General features: G+C 69.3%; 18 protein-coding genes. 4 read left to right on the top strand and 14 right to left on the bottom strand.

The window, feature by feature from the left end; genetic code table 11:
- Window positions 1–348: 348 nt before the first annotated feature.
- From QM591_RS02940 to QM591_RS02925, 4 genes are all read right to left on the bottom strand, one after another.
- Window positions 349–1,242, bottom strand: coding sequence for a carbohydrate ABC transporter permease (locus QM591_RS02940; protein ID WP_415129435.1), 894 nt, complete (start codon window positions 1,240–1,242; stop codon window positions 349–351).
- 1 nt (window position 1,243) lies between these two features.
- Entirely contained in the window at window positions 1,244–2,212 is a 969-nt protein-coding gene (locus QM591_RS02935) for a carbohydrate ABC transporter permease (RefSeq protein ID WP_415129433.1), read from the bottom strand.
- A 67-nt stretch (window positions 2,213–2,279) separates the two neighbouring features.
- On the bottom strand, window positions 2,280–3,746 hold the full coding sequence (locus QM591_RS02930; RefSeq protein WP_415129431.1) for an ABC transporter substrate-binding protein: 1,467 nt from the start codon (window positions 3,744–3,746) through the stop codon (window positions 2,280–2,282).
- A gap of 59 nt (window positions 3,747–3,805) precedes the next feature.
- Entirely contained in the window at window positions 3,806–5,044 is a 1,239-nt protein-coding gene (locus QM591_RS02925) for a DUF4185 domain-containing protein (protein ID WP_415129429.1), read from the bottom strand.
- Window positions 5,045–5,096: 52 nt separating this feature from the next.
- Here QM591_RS02925 and QM591_RS02920 point away from each other — a divergent pair, with 52 nt between their 5' ends.
- Entirely contained in the window at window positions 5,097–6,071 is a 975-nt protein-coding gene (locus QM591_RS02920; protein WP_415129427.1) for a hypothetical protein, read from the top strand.
- A gap of 184 nt (window positions 6,072–6,255) precedes the next feature.
- Here QM591_RS02920 and QM591_RS02915 read toward each other — a convergent pair whose 3' ends face one another.
- The 10 genes from QM591_RS02915 to QM591_RS02870 all read right to left on the bottom strand — a co-directional run bounded on the left by QM591_RS02915 (window position 6,256) and on the right by QM591_RS02870 (window position 16,544).
- Complete coding sequence (locus tag QM591_RS02915; protein ID WP_415129425.1) at window positions 6,256–6,684, bottom strand: heat shock protein transcriptional repressor HspR; 429 nt, start codon at window positions 6,682–6,684, stop codon at window positions 6,256–6,258.
- Between the two features lie 79 nt (window positions 6,685–6,763).
- On the bottom strand, window positions 6,764–7,750 hold the full coding sequence (locus QM591_RS02910) for a DnaJ C-terminal domain-containing protein (protein WP_415129423.1): 987 nt from the start codon (window positions 7,748–7,750) through the stop codon (window positions 6,764–6,766).
- Window positions 7,751–7,765: 15 nt separating this feature from the next.
- Window positions 7,766–8,407, bottom strand: a complete 642-nt coding sequence (locus QM591_RS02905; protein ID WP_415129421.1) for a nucleotide exchange factor GrpE — start codon at window positions 8,405–8,407, stop codon at window positions 7,766–7,768.
- Window positions 8,408–8,409: 2 nt separating this feature from the next.
- On the bottom strand, window positions 8,410–10,266 hold the full coding sequence (dnaK, locus tag QM591_RS02900) for a molecular chaperone DnaK (RefSeq protein ID WP_415129419.1): 1,857 nt from the start codon (window positions 10,264–10,266) through the stop codon (window positions 8,410–8,412).
- Between the two features lie 243 nt (window positions 10,267–10,509).
- A complete protein-coding gene (locus QM591_RS02895) occupies window positions 10,510–11,430 on the bottom strand; it encodes a carbohydrate ABC transporter permease (RefSeq protein WP_415129417.1) in 921 nt (306 codons plus the stop codon).
- The gene (locus tag QM591_RS02890; protein ID WP_415129415.1) at window positions 11,427–12,410 is read right to left on the bottom strand and encodes a carbohydrate ABC transporter permease; all 984 of its coding nucleotides are present in this window, start codon (window positions 12,408–12,410) and stop codon (window positions 11,427–11,429) included. Before QM591_RS02890 ends, QM591_RS02895 begins: the two co-directional genes overlap by 4 nt.
- 72 nt (window positions 12,411–12,482) lie before the next feature.
- Window positions 12,483–13,802: an ABC transporter substrate-binding protein gene (locus QM591_RS02885; RefSeq protein ID WP_415129413.1), complete on the bottom strand. Its 1,320-nt coding sequence runs from the start codon at window positions 13,800–13,802 to the stop codon at window positions 12,483–12,485.
- A gap of 105 nt (window positions 13,803–13,907) precedes the next feature.
- Entirely contained in the window at window positions 13,908–14,600 is a 693-nt protein-coding gene (locus tag QM591_RS02880; RefSeq protein ID WP_415129411.1) for a PIG-L deacetylase family protein, read from the bottom strand.
- Window positions 14,601–14,614: 14 nt separating this feature from the next.
- Complete coding sequence (locus tag QM591_RS02875; RefSeq protein ID WP_415129409.1) at window positions 14,615–15,580, bottom strand: GNAT family N-acetyltransferase; 966 nt, start codon at window positions 15,578–15,580, stop codon at window positions 14,615–14,617.
- A 97-nt stretch (window positions 15,581–15,677) separates the two neighbouring features.
- Window positions 15,678–16,544: a MurR/RpiR family transcriptional regulator gene (locus tag QM591_RS02870; RefSeq protein WP_415129407.1), complete on the bottom strand. Its 867-nt coding sequence runs from the start codon at window positions 16,542–16,544 to the stop codon at window positions 15,678–15,680.
- 150 nt (window positions 16,545–16,694) lie between these two features.
- On the opposite strand from QM591_RS02870, the gene QM591_RS02865 reads away from it, so the two are divergent.
- The 3 genes from QM591_RS02865 (at window position 16,695) to QM591_RS02855 (ending at window position 20,185) form a co-directional block, all read left to right on the top strand.
- Complete coding sequence (locus tag QM591_RS02865) at window positions 16,695–17,651, top strand: BadF/BadG/BcrA/BcrD ATPase family protein (protein WP_415129406.1); 957 nt, start codon at window positions 16,695–16,697, stop codon at window positions 17,649–17,651.
- Window positions 17,641–18,612, top strand: coding sequence for an N-acetylmuramic acid 6-phosphate etherase (gene murQ, locus QM591_RS02860; RefSeq protein WP_415129404.1), 972 nt, complete (start codon window positions 17,641–17,643; stop codon window positions 18,610–18,612). Before QM591_RS02865 ends, murQ begins: the two co-directional genes overlap by 11 nt.
- A gap of 178 nt (window positions 18,613–18,790) precedes the next feature.
- Window positions 18,791–20,185, top strand: a complete 1,395-nt coding sequence (locus tag QM591_RS02855; RefSeq protein ID WP_415129447.1) for an MFS transporter — start codon at window positions 18,791–18,793, stop codon at window positions 20,183–20,185.

Here is a 20,185-nt window from a genome sequence, read left to right as displayed (position 1 = left end):
GCCGGCTGGGGGCGGGGCCGGGCCGGCTGGGTGCGGGGCGGGCCGGCTGGGTGCGGGCGTCTGGTGCGGCGCTCGTGTGGGCCACCTCCACCGGCCGCCCCCGAAGCACCGCCTCCGGGACACAACGGCGGATCAGACACGCGACACCCCGATGGAATCAGCCCTCCACCGGGGTGTCGCCCTGCCCGGTCCGCCGTTGTGTCCGGTGCACCCGGTCCGCAGTTGCGCCCGGTCCGCCGTTGTGTCCGGTGCACTCCCGGTCCGCAGTTGCGCCCGGTCCGGCGGAGCATGCGCGGTGGGTGCGCCACCGCCGGGCCACACCACAGCCACCACCGACGGTGTCTGTTGCTACTTCAGGCCCGCCATCTTGATGTTGCCGATGATCTGGCGCTGGAAGATGAGGAAGAGGATGATCACCGGTGCCGCGGCGAGGGTCGACCCCGCCATCAGGAGCCCCAACTCACTCGCCCGCTCCGACCGGAAGGTCGCGAGGTACTGCTGCACGACGAAGCGCTCCGGGCTCGTGATCGTGAGGATTGGCCACACGTAGGAGTTCCAGTACGCGAGGAACGACGTGATCCCCATCACGACGAACGGCGGCTTGGAGAGCGGGAGGAACAGACGCCAGAAGATCGCGAACCGGCCGCAGCCGTCGAGCATCGCCGCCTCCTCGAGGCTCGACGGGATGCTCAGGTAGAACTGGCGGATGAAGAAGATGGTCGCGGCGCTCGCGGCACCGGGAAGCACGAGTACGGCGAGACTGTCGAGCATCCCCAGCCGGGTGACGACGATGAAGCTCGTGAGGAGGATCGTCATGCCGGGGATGAACATCGTCGTGATGATCGTGACCCACAGCGTGCGCTTGAAGCGGAACTCGAGCCGGGCGAACGCGTAGGCCGCCAGCGAGTTGACGCTCAACGCGAGGAGCGTGAACAGGACGGCACCGAAGAACGTCCACGTCATCGTCCAGGCGAAGGTCGGATCGGCGAGGATCTGGACGTAGTTCTCCCACTTCCACACCTCGGGGAAGAACTGGAACGGCGTGGCGACGACCTCGGTGCGGGTCTTGAAGCCGGCGATCACCATCCACGCGAGCGGGAACAGCGCGAGGAGCACGAAGACCGCCCCGATCAGTCCCTTGCCGACGGCGTAGAACCACCAGCTGCCGGTGCGCTGCGGGCGGCGGCGGACGGGCGCTGCCGCGGAGGCGGTGTCGCGGGCGACGTCGGTGACGACGGCCATGTCAGTCCACCAGCCTTTCGGAGTTGACGAACTTGAACACGAGCGCCGACACGCTCCCCAGCACCACGAACAGCAGGAGTGCCGCGGCGATCGAGTAGCCCGCGTTGATGTCGTTGCGGAAGTGGTTGAAGATGAAGAGGTTCGGCAGCGTCGTGGAGTCGAGGGGCCCGCCCTGGGTCATCACGAGGGGGAGCTCGAACTGCTGGATCGCGGCGACGAAGCCGGTGATCAGGAGGTACAGCAGGATGTTCTTCAACTGCGGGATGGTGATGTAGAAGGTCTTCTGCCACCAGTTGGCGCCCTCCATCGCAGCCGCCTCGTAGTACTCGCCGGGGATGTCGACCATTCCGGCGACCATGATGAGGGAGGTCAGACCCATCCCGAGCCAGATGGCCGGCACCGCGATCGCCAGCAGCGCCCACGATGGGTCGCCGATCCAGGCCACCGGGTCGACGCCAAACGTCGCCAGGAGCGCGTTGAGGAGCCCTCCGGAGTAGTCGTAGATGAGCGCGAAGACGATCGAGGCGATGACGGCCGAGATGATCGTCGGGATGTAGATACTGACCTTCAGCAGGCTCGCGAAGCGGCGGGAGACCGCCACGACGAGACTCGCGAAGAGGAACGCCAGGACGAGCATGACCGGCACCGTCATCGCGACGAAGGCGAAACCGCGACCGATCGAGGCCCAGAACAGCGGGTCGGTCAGGACGTTGACGTAGTTGCGCCAGCCGACGAACTCCGGGTCCTTGTAGAAGCTCCACTCCTGGAAGGAGAGGAAGGCCGCGTAGATGGCCGGCCAGATCACGAAGATCCCGAGCATGACGACGGCGGGAAGGATCATCAGGTAGGCGATCCTGCCGTCACGTCGCGTGGGCCGCACCGGCGCGGCCGTGCGCCGTCGCCCCGTGCGCGTGGCGGGCATGAGTGCCACCTCGGCGGCGGGCGTCGCCACTTGCTGCGTCCCGGTCATCTGTCACCCCATCCGTGAGTCGTTGCGGTCCGGGGGCCGGCGCACCGGCCCCCGGACCCGTCAGACGCTAGTTCTTCGGTGCCTTGCTGGGAAGGTCCTGCTGCTGGATCACCTTGGCGATCGCGTCCTCGGCCGTCTTGACGGCGGCTTCGGGTGTCGCGGCGCCCTTCATGACCGACTCCATCGCCGTTCCGACGGCCAGCGAGACGTCCCACGGGTAGGTCGGCTCGGGGATGGCGGTCGGGGCGATGTCGTTGACGATGACCCCCGACCACGGCGCGTCGGCGGCCTCGTCGCTGGCGGCGACAGCGTCCTGCACCGAGGTGCGCACCGGCACCTTCGTGAACTGCGTGTCGACGAAGAAGGGCACGACGTTCTGCGGGTCACCGGCGATCGCCCACTCCAGGAACGCGCCCGCGGCGTCGGCGTTCTTCGACTTGGCGTCGACGACCCACTTGAAGTTGCCGAGGGTGGTGGCGGTGCGACCGGTCGAGCCCGTCGCGTCGGGGAAGGCGCCGATGCCGGTCTTGGTGAGCAGATCCGGGTAGTCGGAACCGATCTCCGACATCATCCACGAGCCCGAGACCTTGAAGGCGACCTTCTTCTCGCCGAAGTCCTTGCCCTCGACGTAGGCGGCGAGCGCCTGCTTGGGCATGTAGCCGTTGTCCCAGAGCTTCTTGTAGTTGGCCATGAGGTCGGCATAGCCCGCGTCGTTGATGTTCGGCGCGGTCCAGTCGTCGGTGAGTGCGGTGTGCCCGGAGAAGTTGAACTGCTGTCCGACCGTCGACCACGCGAAGGTGACGGCGTCACTGGCCGGAGAGATGCAGTACTGGCCCTTGTCGAGGGTCGGCTGGATCGCGGCGCACGCGGTGAGCAGCTCGTCCCAGGTGGCGGGACCCTTCTCGGCGTCGAGGCCCGCGGCGCTGACCATGTCCTTGTTCCAGAACAGCACGGTCTGCGGCTCCAGCAGCAGCGGGTAGGCGTAGTACTTGTCGCCGATCGCGGAGACGGGCTTTGCGGCGTCGATGATCTGGCCGAGGGCGTCGTCGGAGACGATCCCGCCCAGCTCGTGCAGCTGCCCCGCGTTCACGGCATCCTGGATCGACCCGGAGTGCGTGTAGATGTCGGGCGCCTTGCCGGCCGCCTGCGCGGCCTTCATCTTCTGGTCCCACGCGTCGGCGGGCACCTCGGTGTCGACGACCTTCACCTTGTCCTGCGCGGCGTTGAACTTCTTGACGATGCCGGCATACCACTCGTTCTCGGCCGGCGTGAACGTGCGGTGCCAGAACTGGATGGTGGTGACGCCGTCGGAACCGGTGTCGCCGGGGTTTCCTCCGGCGCACCCGGCCAGCAGCGTCCCTGCCGCGACCGTCGCGACGAACGCCGCCGCGAGCCGAGCCTTCCTTGTGTACATTCGCTCCTCCTCAGGAACTCGACGCGCCCATGCGTCGTTGCTGTGTCCGGCATCGCTGTCGATGCGGTGCCGAGGCGGGTAGTCGGGCGGATCGCCGTCGACCTCGTCGAGAGCCACCATAGGCGAAATCGATTTCAAGCGCAATCGCCCTTCCTGGCAGTCCTCCGAGTGACCCCGGTTCAGTCCGCTCGATCGAGGTCGAGGCCGAGGTCGAGGTCGAGGTCGAGGTCGAGGGAGAACCAGAACACGTTGTACGGCTCCCAGAGCGACATCGTGAAGTAGAGGCGCCGTCCCCCGTCGTCGACGTAGCGAGGATGCAGGTACGGCGCGTAGAGACCGGGGTACTCCGACGGCGAGGCGATCGGGATCGGCTCGCCCCACGGACCCCATGGCGACAGGCCTTCGCGGATGTAGGCGCTCCCGCCGTCCGAGTAGGTCATGACCCACCGCTCGAGGTAGCTCGACCACATCACCGACAGCTCGCCGATCGAGCCCGGGAGCACGGTCTCGGCCGCCTCCTCGTGGGGCGACCAGCGGACCCCGCCCTCCCCGTCCGTGCCGGCGAAGTACTGGTACGCCGACGGATCCTCCACCTCCGCCGTCGTCGCGCGCACCCGCATCAGCTGCACGGCACCGAAGCGCCCCGCGGGGATGCCCCAGAGATACACGTAGTCCGCGCCGCCGTCGGAGACCAGAGCCGTGGTCACCTGAACGAAGTTCGAGGTCCCCGCCCAGCGAGGCGCTGCGAGAGCCTCCCACGAATCACCGCCGTCGGTCGATCGAGCAAGGCCGGCATAGGCCGCATCCCAGGCGCCGGGCTCTCCCCAGAACGACACCGACATGTAGGAGAGGTAGAGCGTCTCGCCCACGGCGAAGCCGCCCGTGGGGATCTTCGTCACCTCGCCGGTGCCGTCGTTGGCGTCGTGCTCGCCCTCGACCAGCGCCTCCGCGAGCCCGAGATCGTCGGCGGGCGCCCACCCGTCGAAGGTGATCCCGTCGGACGGGTCGTCGTCGGTCGTCCACGCCGACACGTTCGACCGCCAGAAACCCCCCTGCGCCCCCACCGCGTCGGGCGCGCGGTCTCCGAACGTGTCGCCGAAGACGAACAGTGTGCGGTCGCCGGCGGCCAGCATCCAGCCGAGATCGGTGCCGGCGACCCCGGCCGCGGCGGTGTCGTTGATCCCGTCCGGTCCGGTCAGCTGCGCGATCTGGGTGACCCCGCTCACTCCCGCCAGCACGAACGGGGCGTCGGGGTCGGCGCGCAGCGGAACCGGGTCGTCCGGCGACGGGGCGCAGGCGCTGATCGCCACCACCAGCGCCACCGCCCCGATCGCGGCGAACCGCCGCCGCCGACGGTGGCGCGATCGGCGAGGTGGGCGGGACGTCGGGCCGGCAAGGAACTGCTCGTGCATCCGCATGCGGGCACGCTAGCATGAAATCGATTCCATCCATCCCGGCCCTCGGAGCGACATGTCATCGTCGACAGAACCGACTCTCTCCTCTTCCTCCTCCGCCGACTGGATCCGCCCCGACGGCGGCCCCGGCGGCGAGCCCCGCTGGGGACTGCCCGGAGCGCTCCAGGTGGGTCTTCCGCCCATTCCCGGGCCGCGCGGACTGCTGCGGATCTTCACTCCCTACCTCGACCACCCGCACGAACGGCTGATCAACTTCGTCGCGATCGAGCCCATCCCCGACGGCGCCTCCGCGCGAGGGTTCTCGGAGCTCGAGCCGAGCACCCTCGACCCCGGACGGCCCGGAAAGCGGCTGTGGTCGGCGGATTCCCTCGAGAGCGCCGCCGTTCCGGGCGACCCATCCGCACCGGCGCCGGGCGTGATCGAGGAGGTCGACGGGACTTCGCGTCTGACCCTCTGGGTGGGCGTCGAGCGCTTCGACAACGGGGCAGAGGTGGCGGTGCGCGTGCGCCTCCACGCCGACCGACCGCACGAGGTCGAGCTCGCCGGGTTCGCGCGCGAGACATCGGTTCCCCTCGCCCACCTCGTCCTCACCGCGACGATGGGCAACTGGGCCCGCCTTCGTGAACTCCACCTGGCTGATCGCGTCGTTCACCCGAGCGAGCTCTGGCCCGGCTTCACGCGCACCGACTTCACCGAGCACGCCCGGTTCCCGCTGTCGCTCCTCGCGCGGGACGGCGACGCCGCCGTCGTCACGGCGACCGGCGACGAGGGCGATCCACTCTCGGCGACCTATGCCGACGACACCCACGCGCACTGGCACTTCGAGGGACGGCGCGCCGCGCAGGGGTGGCGCGTCGACGACCCGCATCCCGCCCTCGTGGCGCAGGTGAACGGGCGCTGGGCGTACTGGGCGAGCACGTCGCCGATCCCCGGGGGCGTCGCCTACGAGAACGTCGAGATCGTCGAGCCGTTCCGCCAGGGTGCCGCGCTCCGGTTCTTCGTCGATCCCCTCGACGACACCGCCTCCTGACACCGGCACCCGCCCACCACTACCTCGCCGGCACGAGCTCGCCGTGCACGACCTCGCTGTGCACAGCGGCGGATCCGCCAGCCGACGCGCCGGCTCGCCCGGGTATTCGTCCGGCATGTCGCCCCTCACATCCGCCGTTGTGCAAAGGGAAAGGGGAGAAGGGCGGCAGGGGGAAGGGGCGGAGCTACTCCTCGAGGGGCGGGCGCCAGACGACGACCTCGGTGGCGCGCCGCACGCGGGTGCCGTGGCGGAGGGTGACGACCGAGCCCGTGGCGCCCGCGGCGAAGACGCGCGCGCCACGGCGCTGATCCACCTCGTCGCGAAGCCGTTGCTCGAGGTCGTCGACGTGCCGCCGGAGGGTGCGCACCTGGTTCTCGAGCTCGATGATGCGGGAGATGGCGGGAAGGCTCATGCCCTCGGCCGAGAGGGCAGCCACCTCACGCAACTGCTTGACGTGACGGAGCGAATACCGGCGCGACCCGCCCTGCGTGCGACCCGGCACGACGAGCCCGAGACGGTCGTACTGCCGAAGGGTCTGCGGATGCATGCCCGACAGCTCGGCCGCCGCCGCGATCGCGAAGATCGGCGTCTCTTCATCGACGTCGTCTGTCATGATCGCCTCCTCCTGTCCAGTGTGCCTGCCCAGCGTGTGCCTGCGAGAAGCGCAGCCGCGGAACGCGGAGTCCCTGCGCCTACTCCCTCGCCTTGCTCATGAGGTCTGCGCGCGGGTTCTCCTTCGGCTCCAGTTCATGGAACCTCTCCAGCGCCTCGCGTGCGCGATCGTCGAGGTGCGCCGGAACGGCCACCTGCACCTCGGCGAGGAGGTCGCCGGTCCCCTTGGACGACTGCACGCCGCGTCCCTTGACGCGCAGCACCCGCCCCGAGGGGGTTCCCGGCGCCACGCGCAGCTTGACGGGATCTCCGCCGAGCGTGGGCACTTCGATCGTGGCGCCCAGGGCCGCCTCGGTGAAGGTCACCGGCACGGTCACGCGGAGGTTGAGCCCGTCGCGCGTGAACACCGGATGGGGCCGAACGGTCACCGACACGACGATGTCCCCCGATTCGCCCCCGTCGGGCGACGGGCGTCCCCGTCCGCGCAGGCGGATCTTCTGCCCGTCGGAGACGCCGGCGGGGATCTTGACCTTGAACGGCTTGCCGTCCTCGCCCTGCAGGGTGATCGTCTCGCCCTTGACCGCCGTCTGGAAATCGAGCGTCGTGCGCGCGGTCACGTCGGCCCCGCGCTGCGGCCCGCCGAAGCCGCGGAAGCCGCCCGTGGGCTGCCCGAAGCGGCCCGACCCGAAGCGACCGCCGCTCTGCTCGCCGAACATCGCGAACAGGTCGTCGAAGTCCGCTTGCGGAGACCCTCCCCGCCCGAAGCGACTGAAGACGTCCTCGAAGCCGCCGGCACCGCCGGGACCGGGCGCCTGGAACCGGGCGCTGCCCGATCCCATCGCGCGGATCTGGTCGTACTCCTCGCGCTGCTCCTTGTCGCTCAGCACGGCGTAGGCCTCGCTGATCTCCTTGAACTTCGCCTCGGCCGCGGGGTCTCCCTGCGTCGAGTCGGGGTGGTACTGACGCGCCAGCTTGCGGTACGTCTTCTTCAGATCGGCGTCGGAGACGTCCTTGGCGACACCCAGAACCTTGTAGAAGTCCTTGTCGAACCAGTCCTGACTGGCCATACCCCTCCTCTCGACCTACTCGGCCGGAACGGCGACGACGACCTTCGCGGGCCGAAGCTCGGTGGCACCCAGGCGGTAGCCGATCTCGACGACCTCGAGGATCGTCGGGGTCTCGGTACCGGGGGTGGGCGCCTGGAAGATCGCCTCGTGCTGCTGCGGGTCGAACGCCTCACCGGCGGCGCCGTAGGTCTCCACGCCCATGCGGGTCACCACGGCGCGGAGCTTCTCGGCGATCGCGAGGAGAGCGGAACCCTCCACGAGGTCGCCGTGCTTCTCGGCGCGGTCGAGATCGTCGAGCACCGGGAGGAGCCCCTTGGCCACGGCGCCCTTGGCGCGCTCGACCTCGACCTCGCGCTGTTCCTCGGTGCGGCGGCGATAGTTGGCGTACTCCGCCTGGAGACGCTTGAGGTCGAGGAGGAGATCGTGGTCCTCCTCGGGCGCCTCGGCCACGGCCGCCTCGTCGGACTGCGCCGTGCCCAGGATGTCGTCGATCGTCAACTCGTCCGCGTCATCCGCGTCGCCCCCCTGCGGGGAAGGGGCCGGCTCCTGGCCAGCCCCTTCCGCCTGGGAGGACTGCGTCTCGTCGCGGGCGCCTGCGGCGTCCTCGCTCGGCGACTGATCGTCGCCGGCCGACTCGTCGAAGTCCTTGTTCGTCATGATTACTTCTTCTCGTCCTCGTCGTCCACGACCTCCGCGTCCACGACGTCCTCCTCCGAGGAAGCCGCGTCGGGGGCCGGCTCGTCCTGCGGTGCCGACGCCTCGGCCTGCGAGGAGGCGTAGATCGCTTCGCCGAGCTTGGTCTGCGACGCGTTGAGCTTGTCGAACGCGTCCTTGACCGCATCGTCGTTGTCGCCGGCGAGCGCCGTCTTGAGCGCGTCGACGTCGCCCTGCACCTCGGTCTTGACGTCGTCGGGCAGCTTGTCGGCGTTGTCGGCGATCAGCTTCTCGATCGAGTACGCGAGCGTCTCGGCCTGGTTGCGGACCTCGGCGGCCTCGCGGCGCTTCTTGTCCTCGGCCGCGTGCTCCTCGGCCTCGCGGACCATGCGCTCGATGTCGTCCTTGGCCAGCGACGAGCCGCCCGTGATCGTCATCGACTGCTCCTTGCCGGTGCCCTTGTCCTTGGCGGACACGTGCACGATGCCGTTCGCGTCGATGTCGAAGGTGACCTCGATCTGCGGGATCCCGCGGGGCGCGGGCGCGATGCCGGTGAGCTCGAACGTGCCGAGCGGCTTGTTGTCGCGCGTGAAGTCGCGCTCACCCTGGAAGACCTGGATGGCGACCGACGGCTGGTTGTCGTCAGCGGTCGTGAAGGTCTCGCTGCGCTTGGTGGGGATGGCGGTGTTGCGCTCGATGAGCTTGGTCATGATGCCGCCCTTGGTCTCGATGCCGAGGCTCAGGGGGGTGACGTCGATGAGCAGCACGTCCTTGCGCTCACCCTTGAGGACACCGGCCTGCAGGGCGGCGCCGACGGCGACGACCTCGTCCGGGTTGACGCCCTTGTTGGGCTCCTTGCCGGTCTCGCGCTTGACGAGCTCGCTCACGGCGGGCATACGGGTCGATCCACCGACGAGCACGATGTGGTCGATGTCGGCGACCTTGATGCCGGCCTCGCGGATGACGTCGTCGAAGGGCTTCTTGGTGCGGTCGAGGAGGTCCTTGGTGAGGTCCTCGAACTTGGCACGCGTCAGCGTCTCCGACAGCGACACCGGGCCCGAGTCGGTCAGCGACAGGTAGGGCAGGTTGATGCTCGTCGAGGTCGAGCTCGACAGCTCCTTCTTGGCCTGCTCGGCCGCTTCCTTCAGACGCTGGAGCGCGATCTTGTCGCCCGAGACGTCGACACCGGTGGTGTCCTTGAACTGCTTGATGAGGTAGTCGACGATCCGCTGGTCCCAGTCGTCGCCACCGAGGCGGTTGTCCCCCGCGGTCGCGCGCACCTGGATCGTGGAGAAGTCGTCGTCCTTGCCCACCTCGAGCAGCGACACGTCGAAGGTTCCGCCACCGAGGTCGAAGACGAGGATGAGCTCGTCTTCCTTGCCCTTGTCGAGCCCGTAGGCGAGGGCCGCGGCGGTGGGCTCGTTGATGATGCGGAGGACGTTCAGTCCCGCGATCTCACCGGCCTCCTTCGTGGCCTGGCGCTCGGCGTCGTTGAAGTAGGCCGGAACGGTGATGACCGCGTCGGTCACGGTGTCGCCGAGGTACTGCTCGGCGTCGCGCTTGAGCTTCTGGAGGATGCGCGCCGAGATCTCCTGCGGCGTGTAGTTCTTGCCGTCGATCGACTGGGTCTTCCAGTCGGTGCCCATGTGGCGCTTGACGGAGGTGAGGGTGCGGTCGACGTTGGTGACGGCCTGGCGCTTGGCGGTCTCGCCGACCAGCACCTCGCCGTCCTTCGTGAACGCGACGACCGAGGGGGTCGTGCGGAAGCCTTCGGCGTTGGCGATGACCTTGGGCTCGCCGCCCTCCAGGACGGAGACGACGGAGTTGGTGGTTCCGAGGTCGATGCCTACTGCACGTGCCATGGGTGTTTCCTTTCGTGAAACGGAATCTGAGAAGCCTGTGGAGATTGAGCCGTGCCGACTCAACTTCGATCCGTGTTCCACGATAACCCCGGCACCCCCCGGTGTCAAACCAACTTGATACGCCTCATATCAACTTTCCAGCTCCCCTCCCTCCCCCCCCAGACGCCGAGTGTCCACGACGCGCCGCGACGGGATGTCCCGGGGCGGCGTGTCGTGGACACTCGGGGAGGGTGGAACGAGGGGTCAGCCCTTCACGCCGGTGGAGGCGATGCCCTGCACGAACACGCGCTGGGTGAGGAGGAACACCAAGAGCGTCGGGATCGAGGCGATCAGGGTGCCGGCGAGCACGACGTTGCGGTAGTCGAAGCTCATCGTGTACGCCATGAGCCGGTTGACCGTGAGCACGACGGGGTACAGCTCCTCGGACTTCAGCAGCGAGACCGGCCAGAGGAAGTTGTTCCAGGCGTAGACGAACATGAACACCCCGAGGGTCACCAGCGCCGGCTTGATCAGCGGCACCACGAACTGCACCACGATGCGCACCTCGCCCGCTCCGTCCATGCGCGCGGCCTCGATGAGCTCGTCGGGGACGCCCATGATGAACTGGCGCATCAGGAAGATGCCGAAGGCGTTCGCCAGCCACGGCAGCATGACGCCGAGATGGGTGTCGGCGAGCCCGAGCGAGCTGACCATCGAGTACAACGGCACGAGGGTGACCACGGGAGGCAGGAACATCGTGGCGATGATCGACCAGAACAGCGCATCGCGGCCGCGGAAGGAGTGCTTCGCGAACACATACCCGGCGAAGACGCTCGTCACGAGCACCGACAGGGTGCTCCCGCCCGCGATGATGATGCTGTTGAGGAGCGACTGCCCGAAGGGCGCCTCGGTGAGGGCGACGCCCATCTGCGACAGCGTGGGGTCGGACGGGAACCACGTCGGCGGGATCTGCGAGAACTCCTGCGGCGTCTTGAACGAGGAGATCACGAGCCAGTACAGCGGGAACAGCGGCACGAGCACCACCCCGACGAGCACGGCGTAGAGCACGACCCGCTGGACGACGGCCTTCGGCGAGCGCCGCCGGGCGGGAAGCGCGGGGCCGGAGCGACGGAGCGCCGAGCGTCGGCGGTCACGCGGGCGGAGGAGCGTCTCGGTGGCGGTCATTTCTTCCTCCGGGTGACGATGACGACGACGGCGCCGACGAGCACGACGATCATCAGCAGCGAGACCGACAGGGCGGCCGCGTCACCGGCCTTGTTGTACTCGAAAGCGGCCCGCTGGATCTCGTATGAGAGCACGTTGGTCGCGTTGGCGGGGCCGCCGCGGGTGAGGAGATAGATCGGGTCGAACACCTGGATCGAGTTGACGATCGTCATCAGCACGACGAACAGGAGCGTCGGCTTCAGGAGCGGAATCGTCACCGACCACGTCTGCCGGAGGATCCCGGCACCGTCGATCTTGGCGGCCTCGTACAGCTCCTCGGGGATCTGGGTGAGCCCAGCGGTCAAGAGGATCACGTAGTAGCCGAGCATCTGCCAGACGTTGAAGACGACGACCGAGATCAGCGCGAGCTTGGGATCACTGAGCCATCCCGGCGCGGGAAGGCCCACGGCGGTGAAGGCCGCCGAGAACGGGCCGTAACCCGGCGCGTAGAGGTTTCCCCACACGATCACCACCGCGATGGTGGGGATCACGTAGGTTGCGAACAGCGCGACCCTGACGACTCCCGCACCGCGCAGCTTCGGGAAGTACAGCAGCATCGCCACGAGCGCGGCGAGCGGCACCGTGAAGACGACCGACAGCACGACGTAGGCGATCGTGTTCCAGATCGCCTGCATGCGCGTCGTGTTGGCCAGCAGCGACTCGTAGTTTCGCAGGCCCACGTACTCCCAGTCGCCCAGCGGGCGGAAGACGGACCAGTCGGTGAAGCTGATCACCACGGTGATCAGCAGCGGCACGACCGTGAACACGCCGATGATCAGCAGCGTGGGGCTCAGGAACAGCCCCGACCAGAAGTGCTCGACCTTCCGACGGTGGGTCAGGGTACGCCCGGGGCGCGGCGCCCGGGCGCCCTGCGGCCGTCGAGCCTGGTCGTCCCGCGGGGCCGGAGCCTGCGGGTCGGGATGGAGGGTGGCGGAGACCATGGGTGAGACACCTCGGAGATGGCGGGAGGGGCGCAAGCCCGTGGCGATGCGCCCCTCCCGGGTCGGGCGGGATCAGCGAGCGGCGGTCAGCGCCGCGTTGACGGCGGCGTCGGCGTCCTTCATCGCGGTCGCGGCGTCCTTCTGACCGTTCAGCAGCGCCTCGAGCTCGGTCTGCAGCGCGGTGGTCGCCTCGGCGACGCCGTCGACGGTCGGGAAGGGGGTGGCCGTCGCCTGGGCGGCGACGTAGGAGGCCAGGAACGGCGTGTCCAGGGCCGCCTTGTGGGCGTCGAGGTCGCTCGTGCGGCTGGGGAGGATGCCCATCCCCATCAGGATGTCTCCCATCGCCGACGATCCGTCGGCCCCCGAGTCGGGACCGTTCAGGTAGGTCAGGAAGTCCCAGGCGGCCTTCTGCGTGGCCTCGTCGGCCTGGCTGCTGACGACGTTCGCCCACGTGTAGGAGATCGACGAGGACGTGTCGCCCGACGGGCCGACGGGGATCGGAGCGCTCGCGACGTCGGAGAACGCGTCACCCATCGCCGACTCCAGCGTGGACTTCCACCAGTTGGCCATCACGATCATGCCGGTCTGGCCCTGCGAGAAGCTGTCGAGGTAGGGGCCCGTGGTGTTGGCGTCGGCGGTGGAGAGCGAGATGTCGGTCAGGCCGCCCTTCACGAGCGACTCGTAGAACTCGGCCACTTCGAGCGCCTCGGGCGAGGTCAGGGCGGAGGCGCTGCCGTCCTCGGTGAGGAATGAGCCTCCGTTGGAGGCGAGCAGCGACAGGAACGGGTGGACGACGCCGTTGCCCCACGCGGTGATGAAGCCGACCGGGTTCTTCACGCCGGCGTCCTTGAGGGCGGTGGCGGCGGAGGTGACCGACGCCCAGTCGGCGGGCGGGGCGCTGATCCCCGCGCTCTCGAACAGCGCGGTGTTGTAGTTCAGCTGGTACAGGGCGACCTCGTTCGGGATGCCGTACACCGCGCCGTCGTTCGAGGCGGCCGAGGCGAAACCGGCCGCGTAGTTGTCGGTGACCTCGGCGGCGATGGCGTCCGGCGCCGGGGCAATGACGTCGTCGGCGGCCAGTTGCGGGAGCCAGGCGGTGTAGATGTTGGTGATCGTCGGCCCATCGGGCCCGGTGCCCTGCGTCGCCAGCGTCGAGAGCAGCTGGTCGAACGGCACCGACTGGATCTTGATGGAGACGTCGGTGTGGTCCTTGCTGAAGGCGGTGGCGGCCGCTTCCAGCTGCTTGGTCTGGTCGGGACCCCAATGCGTGAGGTAGGTGACGGTCACGCCGTCATCGGAGGAACCGGGGTCGGCCGTGCCGGAGCAGCCGGCGAGGGTGAGCGCGGCGACGATGCCGATGCCCATCGCCGCGATGCGGGTGGTGCTGTTCATGGTTTGCCTTTCTTGGTGCTGACGTGAGAGCGGGTGCGGGTGAAGAGGCGGTGCGGGTGGAGAGGCGGTGCGGGTGGAGAGGCGGTGCGGACGGGAGGAACGGGATCAGGGACCGGCGAGGACGAACTTCTCGGTGCCGGCTGAGCGCAGGGCGACCGCGCGGGCCGCCCCCGCCAGGCAGCCTTTGACCTGCATGAGCGCCGAGTAGTAGTCGATGAAGCGGAACCCGTAGGTCTCGCCGCGGGCGAAGGCGTGCTCGCTGATACCGGTCAGCCAGCGCTCGAACGCTTCGTCGGGGATCTCGATGTAGGTGTCGGCCTCGAAGCCCTCCATGTCCTCCCAGTTCTCGGCGTGGAGGATCGTGGGCACGGTGTGGCGGGGCGCGGCGATCTCCTCGCGCGGGATGGAGGCCAGGAAGGCCCCCCGCAGGGCGGCCTGGGCAGCCCGCTCGTGGTCGCGGTGCATCGACGACGTCCAGTGCGTGATGAGGACATCGGGGGTCGTGTCGCGGATGATGGCGGAAATCTGCTCGGCGACCTCTTCGCTGTCGGGAAGGAAGCCGTCGGAGTAGTCGAGCACGTGGAGCTCGGCGCCGATCGCATCGGCGAAGTACCGCGCCTCGTGCACCTTCTGCGGGCGGTACTCGCTCGGCGTCAGTCGCGGATGACCGCGCTCGCCGTAGGTGCAGTCGACGATGATGGCGCGCCCGCCCTCCAGGGCGACCTTGGCGAGGACCGGACCGGCCATCAGCTCGGTGTCGCCGATGTGGCCGCCGACGGCGAGGACTGTTTTCGTCATCGTGGTGCTCTCCTTCAGAGTTCCGCGCGGAGGATGTGGAAGGACCGGGTAGCGGTGAACCCCGTGGTGGCATACAGGCGAGAGGCGACCGACCCCTCGTCGGCCCACAGGAACCACGCCGAGTGGGCGCCGAGCGCGGCCATGTTCTGCAGCGTGAGGTGGAGGATGACCTTGCCGAGCCCGGTTCCGCGGCTCGACGGCAGGACCCCGAACGGCCCGAACCGGTCGATCACCTGTTCGTAGGTGCCGTGCTGCGCCCAGCCGATCATCTGCCCGTCGGGATTCTTGGCGATGATGATCCGCTCCAGGGGCAGCGACCCGGAGACCACGCCCTCGCGGATCGCGCGGGCCCAGTCGGAGTTGAACTGCGTCCCGGCGAGGTCGATGAGGGCGACGAGGTCGTCAGAGTCGGGGTGTCCGAGGTACCAGCCCTCCGCCCGCAATGCGGCGACGCGCTCTGCCACCTCGTCGGGAATGCGGTAGCCGATGAGGGAACGGTCCATGGCGCTGGGGTGCTCGATCGTGGCGAAGCCGAGCGAGCTCAGCAACGCGTGCGCCTCGGGGTAACGGTCGGCGTCGAGGCCGGGCAGCACGTAGTTGGGGGTGTAGCTGGAGAAGACGACGTGTCGCCGGCCCTGACCACGCAGCCAGTCGAGGGCCGCCGTGACGAGGGCACGACCCGTGCCGCGCCGGCGCTCGCCGGGGATCACGAAGAAGAACGGGATCCACCCGGTATCGGGCTCGAGGTCGTCACCGGCGTGAGCGACGAGCCGTCGCACAGCGTACGAGGCGCCGACGATCCGGCCGTCGCGTTCGGCGAGGAAGAGGCCCTCGGCGTCGAAGTTGCGGTCGAGCAGCACGAGATCCCGTAGCCGCGTCGGCGTGATGGCGTCTGCCGGCGCGGCCTCGGTCCAGGCGGCGGCCAGAGGCCGGAGGTCGCCGTGGGCGAAGCGCCGGAGCGTCATCTCTCCTGAACTCACGGGGTGTTCCTCTCTGATGGGGAAGCGAACGTCACCCCAGTATGACAAGAATGTTCAGAGAGTGCGAGATTGGCGGAGATGTTTTACAGAATCGAAATCATGAGCGTCCGTGCTCGGCGTCAGCGATCGCCGCGCGCGTGACCCGAAGGGCCTCGATCGTGTGGGCGTACTGCCGCTGGGCCACCGCCATGAACAGGCAGTCGACGACGGCGAGCTGCGCAATGCGGCTGACCATCGCCCCCACCCGGAAGTCGGTCTCGCGGGCCTGGGTGGTCAGCACCGCATCCACGCCCCGGCCCAGGGTCGAGTCGCGCACGCTCGTGAGGCCGATCGTGGCAGCTCCGGCCTCTCGGGCGATGCGGACGAAGCGGCTCGATTCCGCCGTCTCGCCGCGGTGGGAGAAGGCGACGGCGACGGTCCCCGGTTGCGGAAGCGCCGCGCACGCCCATGCCTCGTGGGGATCGCTGAGCACGAACGCGGGGCTGCCGATGCGCAGCAGCTTGTGCCCCAGGTCGGCGGCGATGAACTGGCTCGCCCCCACGCCGTAGAGGAGGATGCGATTCGCCCCGTCGAGCAGGGTCGCCGCCCGCTCGAGGGCGTCTACGTCGAGGCTCGCGAGAGTCTCGTCGATCGCGAGCATCTCGCGGGAGCGGATCTTGGCGACGATGTCGGGGAGTGCGTCCGCGTCCGTGATATCGGAGCCGAAGCTCATGCCGTCGCCGAACTGCGCGCGCTCCTTGCCGATCTCCGAGGCCAGGGCCATCCGCAGCTGGGCATAGCCGGTGAATCCGATGGCGCGGCAGAATCGCACGATGGAGGCCACCGACGTCTCGCACAGGTCGGCCAGCTCGTTGATCGTGTTGTCGACGACGACCGCGGGATCGGTGCGCACGAGGTTCGCCACGCGCGCGAGCGACGGCGACAGCGTTCCCACCGCCGCATCGATCGTGGATTGGATGCTCATCGGACCTCCCGCCCCAGTATGTCGCGACGGTGTTCCCGTTCGTCGCGATGGAAAGCAGTTACGCTCTCGCGCCCCCCAGTGTAGAGTTGTTACAGACCGTCGGATCGCCGACGCCCCACACCGTGACGCATGTCCGTAGGAAGAGCCCCCATGACAGCCCGCACCGTCCTGGTCGCCGACATCGGCAAGTCGACGACCCGACTCGCGCCCTGGAGCGAGGGGACGGCGAGCGCTCCGGCGACGGCGGCCGGGATCGCCGGCCTCGCGACGCCCGGCGGGGCCGAAGACGCGATGAGCCGCCTGCAGGAGTGTCTTGATCGCCTCGAATCCGCGGGCTTCGACGGCCGGACTTACGACGCCGTCGCCGTCGGTGTGGCAGGCGCTCTCGCCGCCCCCGCGGCCGCCGACGAACTGGCTCACGCCCTCTCATCACGCTGGCGGATGCCGGCCTGCGTCACCTCCGACGTCGTCACCGCGCACCTCGGCGCGCTCGGTGGTGCCGCGGGCACGATTCTCGTCGCCGGCACCGGGGCGGTCGCCTGGTCACTCTCTCCCGACGGCGAGGCGCGCCTGGCCGACGGCCTCGGGCCCGATGTGGGCGACCGGGGCAGTGGCTACTGGATCGGGCGCGCCGGGATCTCCGCGGCGATCGGCGACGCAGGATCGTCACCGACGACGCTGACGGGGCGCTGGCGCGCGCACACCGGAGGCCTGGACACCGGGGGCCCGGGCACCGGAGGCCCGGACAGCGGGGGCCTGGGAACGGGAGGCGAGCTCGACGAGCCCCTCACCGTGGCGGCGGTCGCCTCCTTTGCCCGCGTGGTGCTCGACGCCGCCGACGACGCCGACCGGGTCGCCGATGCCATCGTCGCCGGGGCGATCGACGAGCTCGTCGCCACCGCATGTTCCGCCTCGAACGCGGGCGACCCCGTCGCCTGCCTGGGCGGACTCACCCAGCACGCATCGTTCGCGCGCCGACTGCACACCGCGCTGCAAGCGGCGGGTCGACGGCCGCAGCCTCCCGCCGCCACGGCGCTCGACGGCGCCGCACGCGCGGTGACCGTCGACGGCCTCCCCCACGAAAGGCTCCTCCACCGTGCCCTCTGACACCCTGCCGCCCGACACCCTGCCGCCCGAGCCCGCGCGCCTGGGGGCCCTCATCGCGGAGCTCGACACGCTCACCACCGAGTCGTTCGACCGCGACCGCTCCGATCTCGACCTGCTCGACACCCGCGCTCTCGTGACGGCGATGAACGCCGAAGACCACCGTGTCGCGGACGCCGTCGCGGCGTGCGGAGACGACATCGCCGCCGCCGTGGACGGCATCGTGGCGCGCCTGCGCCGCGGCGGACGTCTCATCTACCTGGGGGCCGGCACCGCGGGCCGAGTAGGCATCCTCGACGCGAGCGAGTGCCCTCCCACCTTCGGCACTCCTCCCGAGCTCGTCATCGGACTCATCGCGGGCGGGGAGACGGCCATCCACACCGCCGTCGAGGGCGCGGAGGACGACCCCGACGGCGCACTCGCGGACTTCGATCGCCTCGGACTCGACGAGCGGGATGCCGTCGTGGGCATCTCGGCCTCCGGTCGCACCCCGTACGTCCGCGGCGCCCTCGCCCACGCCCGCTCGCGCGGCGCGCTGACGATCGCGGTGGCCGCCAACGCCGACTCGGTGATCGCCACCGTCGCAGACATCGCGATCGAGACCGTCGTCGGGCCCGAGTTCGTCGCCGGCTCCACGCGGCTGAAGGCCGGCACCGCGCAGAAGCTCGTCGCCAACATGCTCACCACCCTCACGATGGTCAAGCTCGGCAAGACCTATCGCGGCGTCATGGTCGACCTGCTCGCCACCAACGACAAGCTGCGTGCGCGGTCCATCCGCACGGTCGCGCTCGTGACGGGGTGCGATCACGCCCAGGCGGAGCGGGCGCTCGGCGAGGTCGGCGGCGGCGTCAAGCGGGCGATCCTGCGGGTGCTGACGGGGATGGACCCCGCCGCCACCGCGCGCGCTCTCGACGACGCCGACGGCTTCCTGCGCGTGGCCCTGACCCTCGCCCTCCCCGACTGACTCTGCGCCGAGTGTCCACGACACGCCGCGCGGGCGGCGCTTCCTCCCGCGTGTTCTGGACACTCGACGGCTCGTGACGGCGCGGCGGCACTAGCCTGACAGGACGCACGGGCGCGGAACGGGATCGGACCGCACTCGCGGCACCGCCCGTTCACGGAGGAGTCCTAAGGTGACCGACATGTCGCTGCCCGATCAGCCCGCCCCCGACGCCATCCGCGCCGCCGCGCGCGGAGCCGCCGACAAGACCCGCAAGACCGGAGTGCTCGCCTGGGCGCTGTGGGACTGGGGTTCGGCGGCGTTCAATGCCGTCGTCACCACCTTCGTCTTCTCCACCTACCTCTCCAGCAGCTACTTCATCGATCCCGCGATCGTGGATGCCGCGGCCGGCAACGACAAAGACCCGGCGCTGGTGGCCGCCGAGGCCGCCAATGCCTCGCTCATCGGGGTCGCCCTCATGATCGCGGGCATCCTCATCGCGGTGCTCGCCCCCGTGCTCGGACAGCGCTCCGACGGCTCGGGCCGGCGCAAGCTCTGGCTCGGCATCAACACCGGCGTCGTGGTCCTCGCGATGGCGGCGATGGTCTTCGTCGAGGGCGCGCCGCAGTACCTGATCCTCGGAGCCACTCTGTTGGCGGTCGGCAACGTGTTCTTCGAGTTCGCGAGCGTCAACTACAACGCGATGCTCGTCCAGGTCTCCACGCGCGAGAACATGGGTCGCGTCTCCGGGTTCGGCTGGGGGATGGGGTACGTCGGCGGCATCGTGCTGCTGATCGTGCTGCTCGTCGGCTTCATCGGACTCTCCTCGAGTCCCGGCCCCCTCGGGATCACGACCGACGACGGCCTGCACATCCGCCTCGCCGTGTTCGCCTCGGCGATCTGGTTCGGCATCTTCGCGATTCCGGTGCTCCTGCGCGTGCCCGAGATCCCCGCTCGTGCGCGGACCAATCGCGTGGGGTTCTTCGCGTCGTACGGCGTGCTGTTCGGGACGATCCGCAAGCTCTGGCGCGGAAACCGGCAGGTCCTGCAGTTCCTGCTGGCCAGCGCGGTGTTCCGCGACGGACTCGCCGGCGTGTTCACCTTCGGCGCCATCATCGCCGCGCAGGTGTTCGGCTTCAGTTCGTCGGAGGTGCTCTACTTCGCGGTGGCCGCCAACGTCGTCGCGGGCGTCTCGACGATCATCGCGGGTCGACTGGACGACAGATTCGGGCCGAAGAACGTGATCCTCGTCTCCCTCGTCGGCCTGCTCGTCGCCGGCACCGCCGTGCTGTTCATCGGCACCGCCCAGGTCGGTTTCTGGATCGTCGGGCTCATCCTCACGATGTTCGTCGGGCCCATCCAGTCGGCATCGCGCTCGTTCCTCGCCCGCATCACCCCCGAGGGCCGCGAGGGCGAGATCTTCGGCCTCTACGCCACCACGGGCCGCGCGGTGTCGTTCATGGCGCCGGGGCTGTTCGCCCTGTTCGTGGGACTGTCGGGCGACACCCGCCTCGGCATCCTCGGGATCGTCTTGATCCTGCTCGTGGGGCTCCTGCTCATGCTGCCGGTCAAGGCCCAGCAGACCGAGATCGACTGA

The sequence above is a fragment of the Microbacterium sp. genome (assembly GCF_047607225.1).
Classification (GTDB): domain Bacteria; phylum Actinomycetota; class Actinomycetes; order Actinomycetales; family Microbacteriaceae; genus Microbacterium.
Note: the sequence above shows the minus strand (reverse complement) of the source record. Positions and strands in the feature narration are given on the sequence as shown.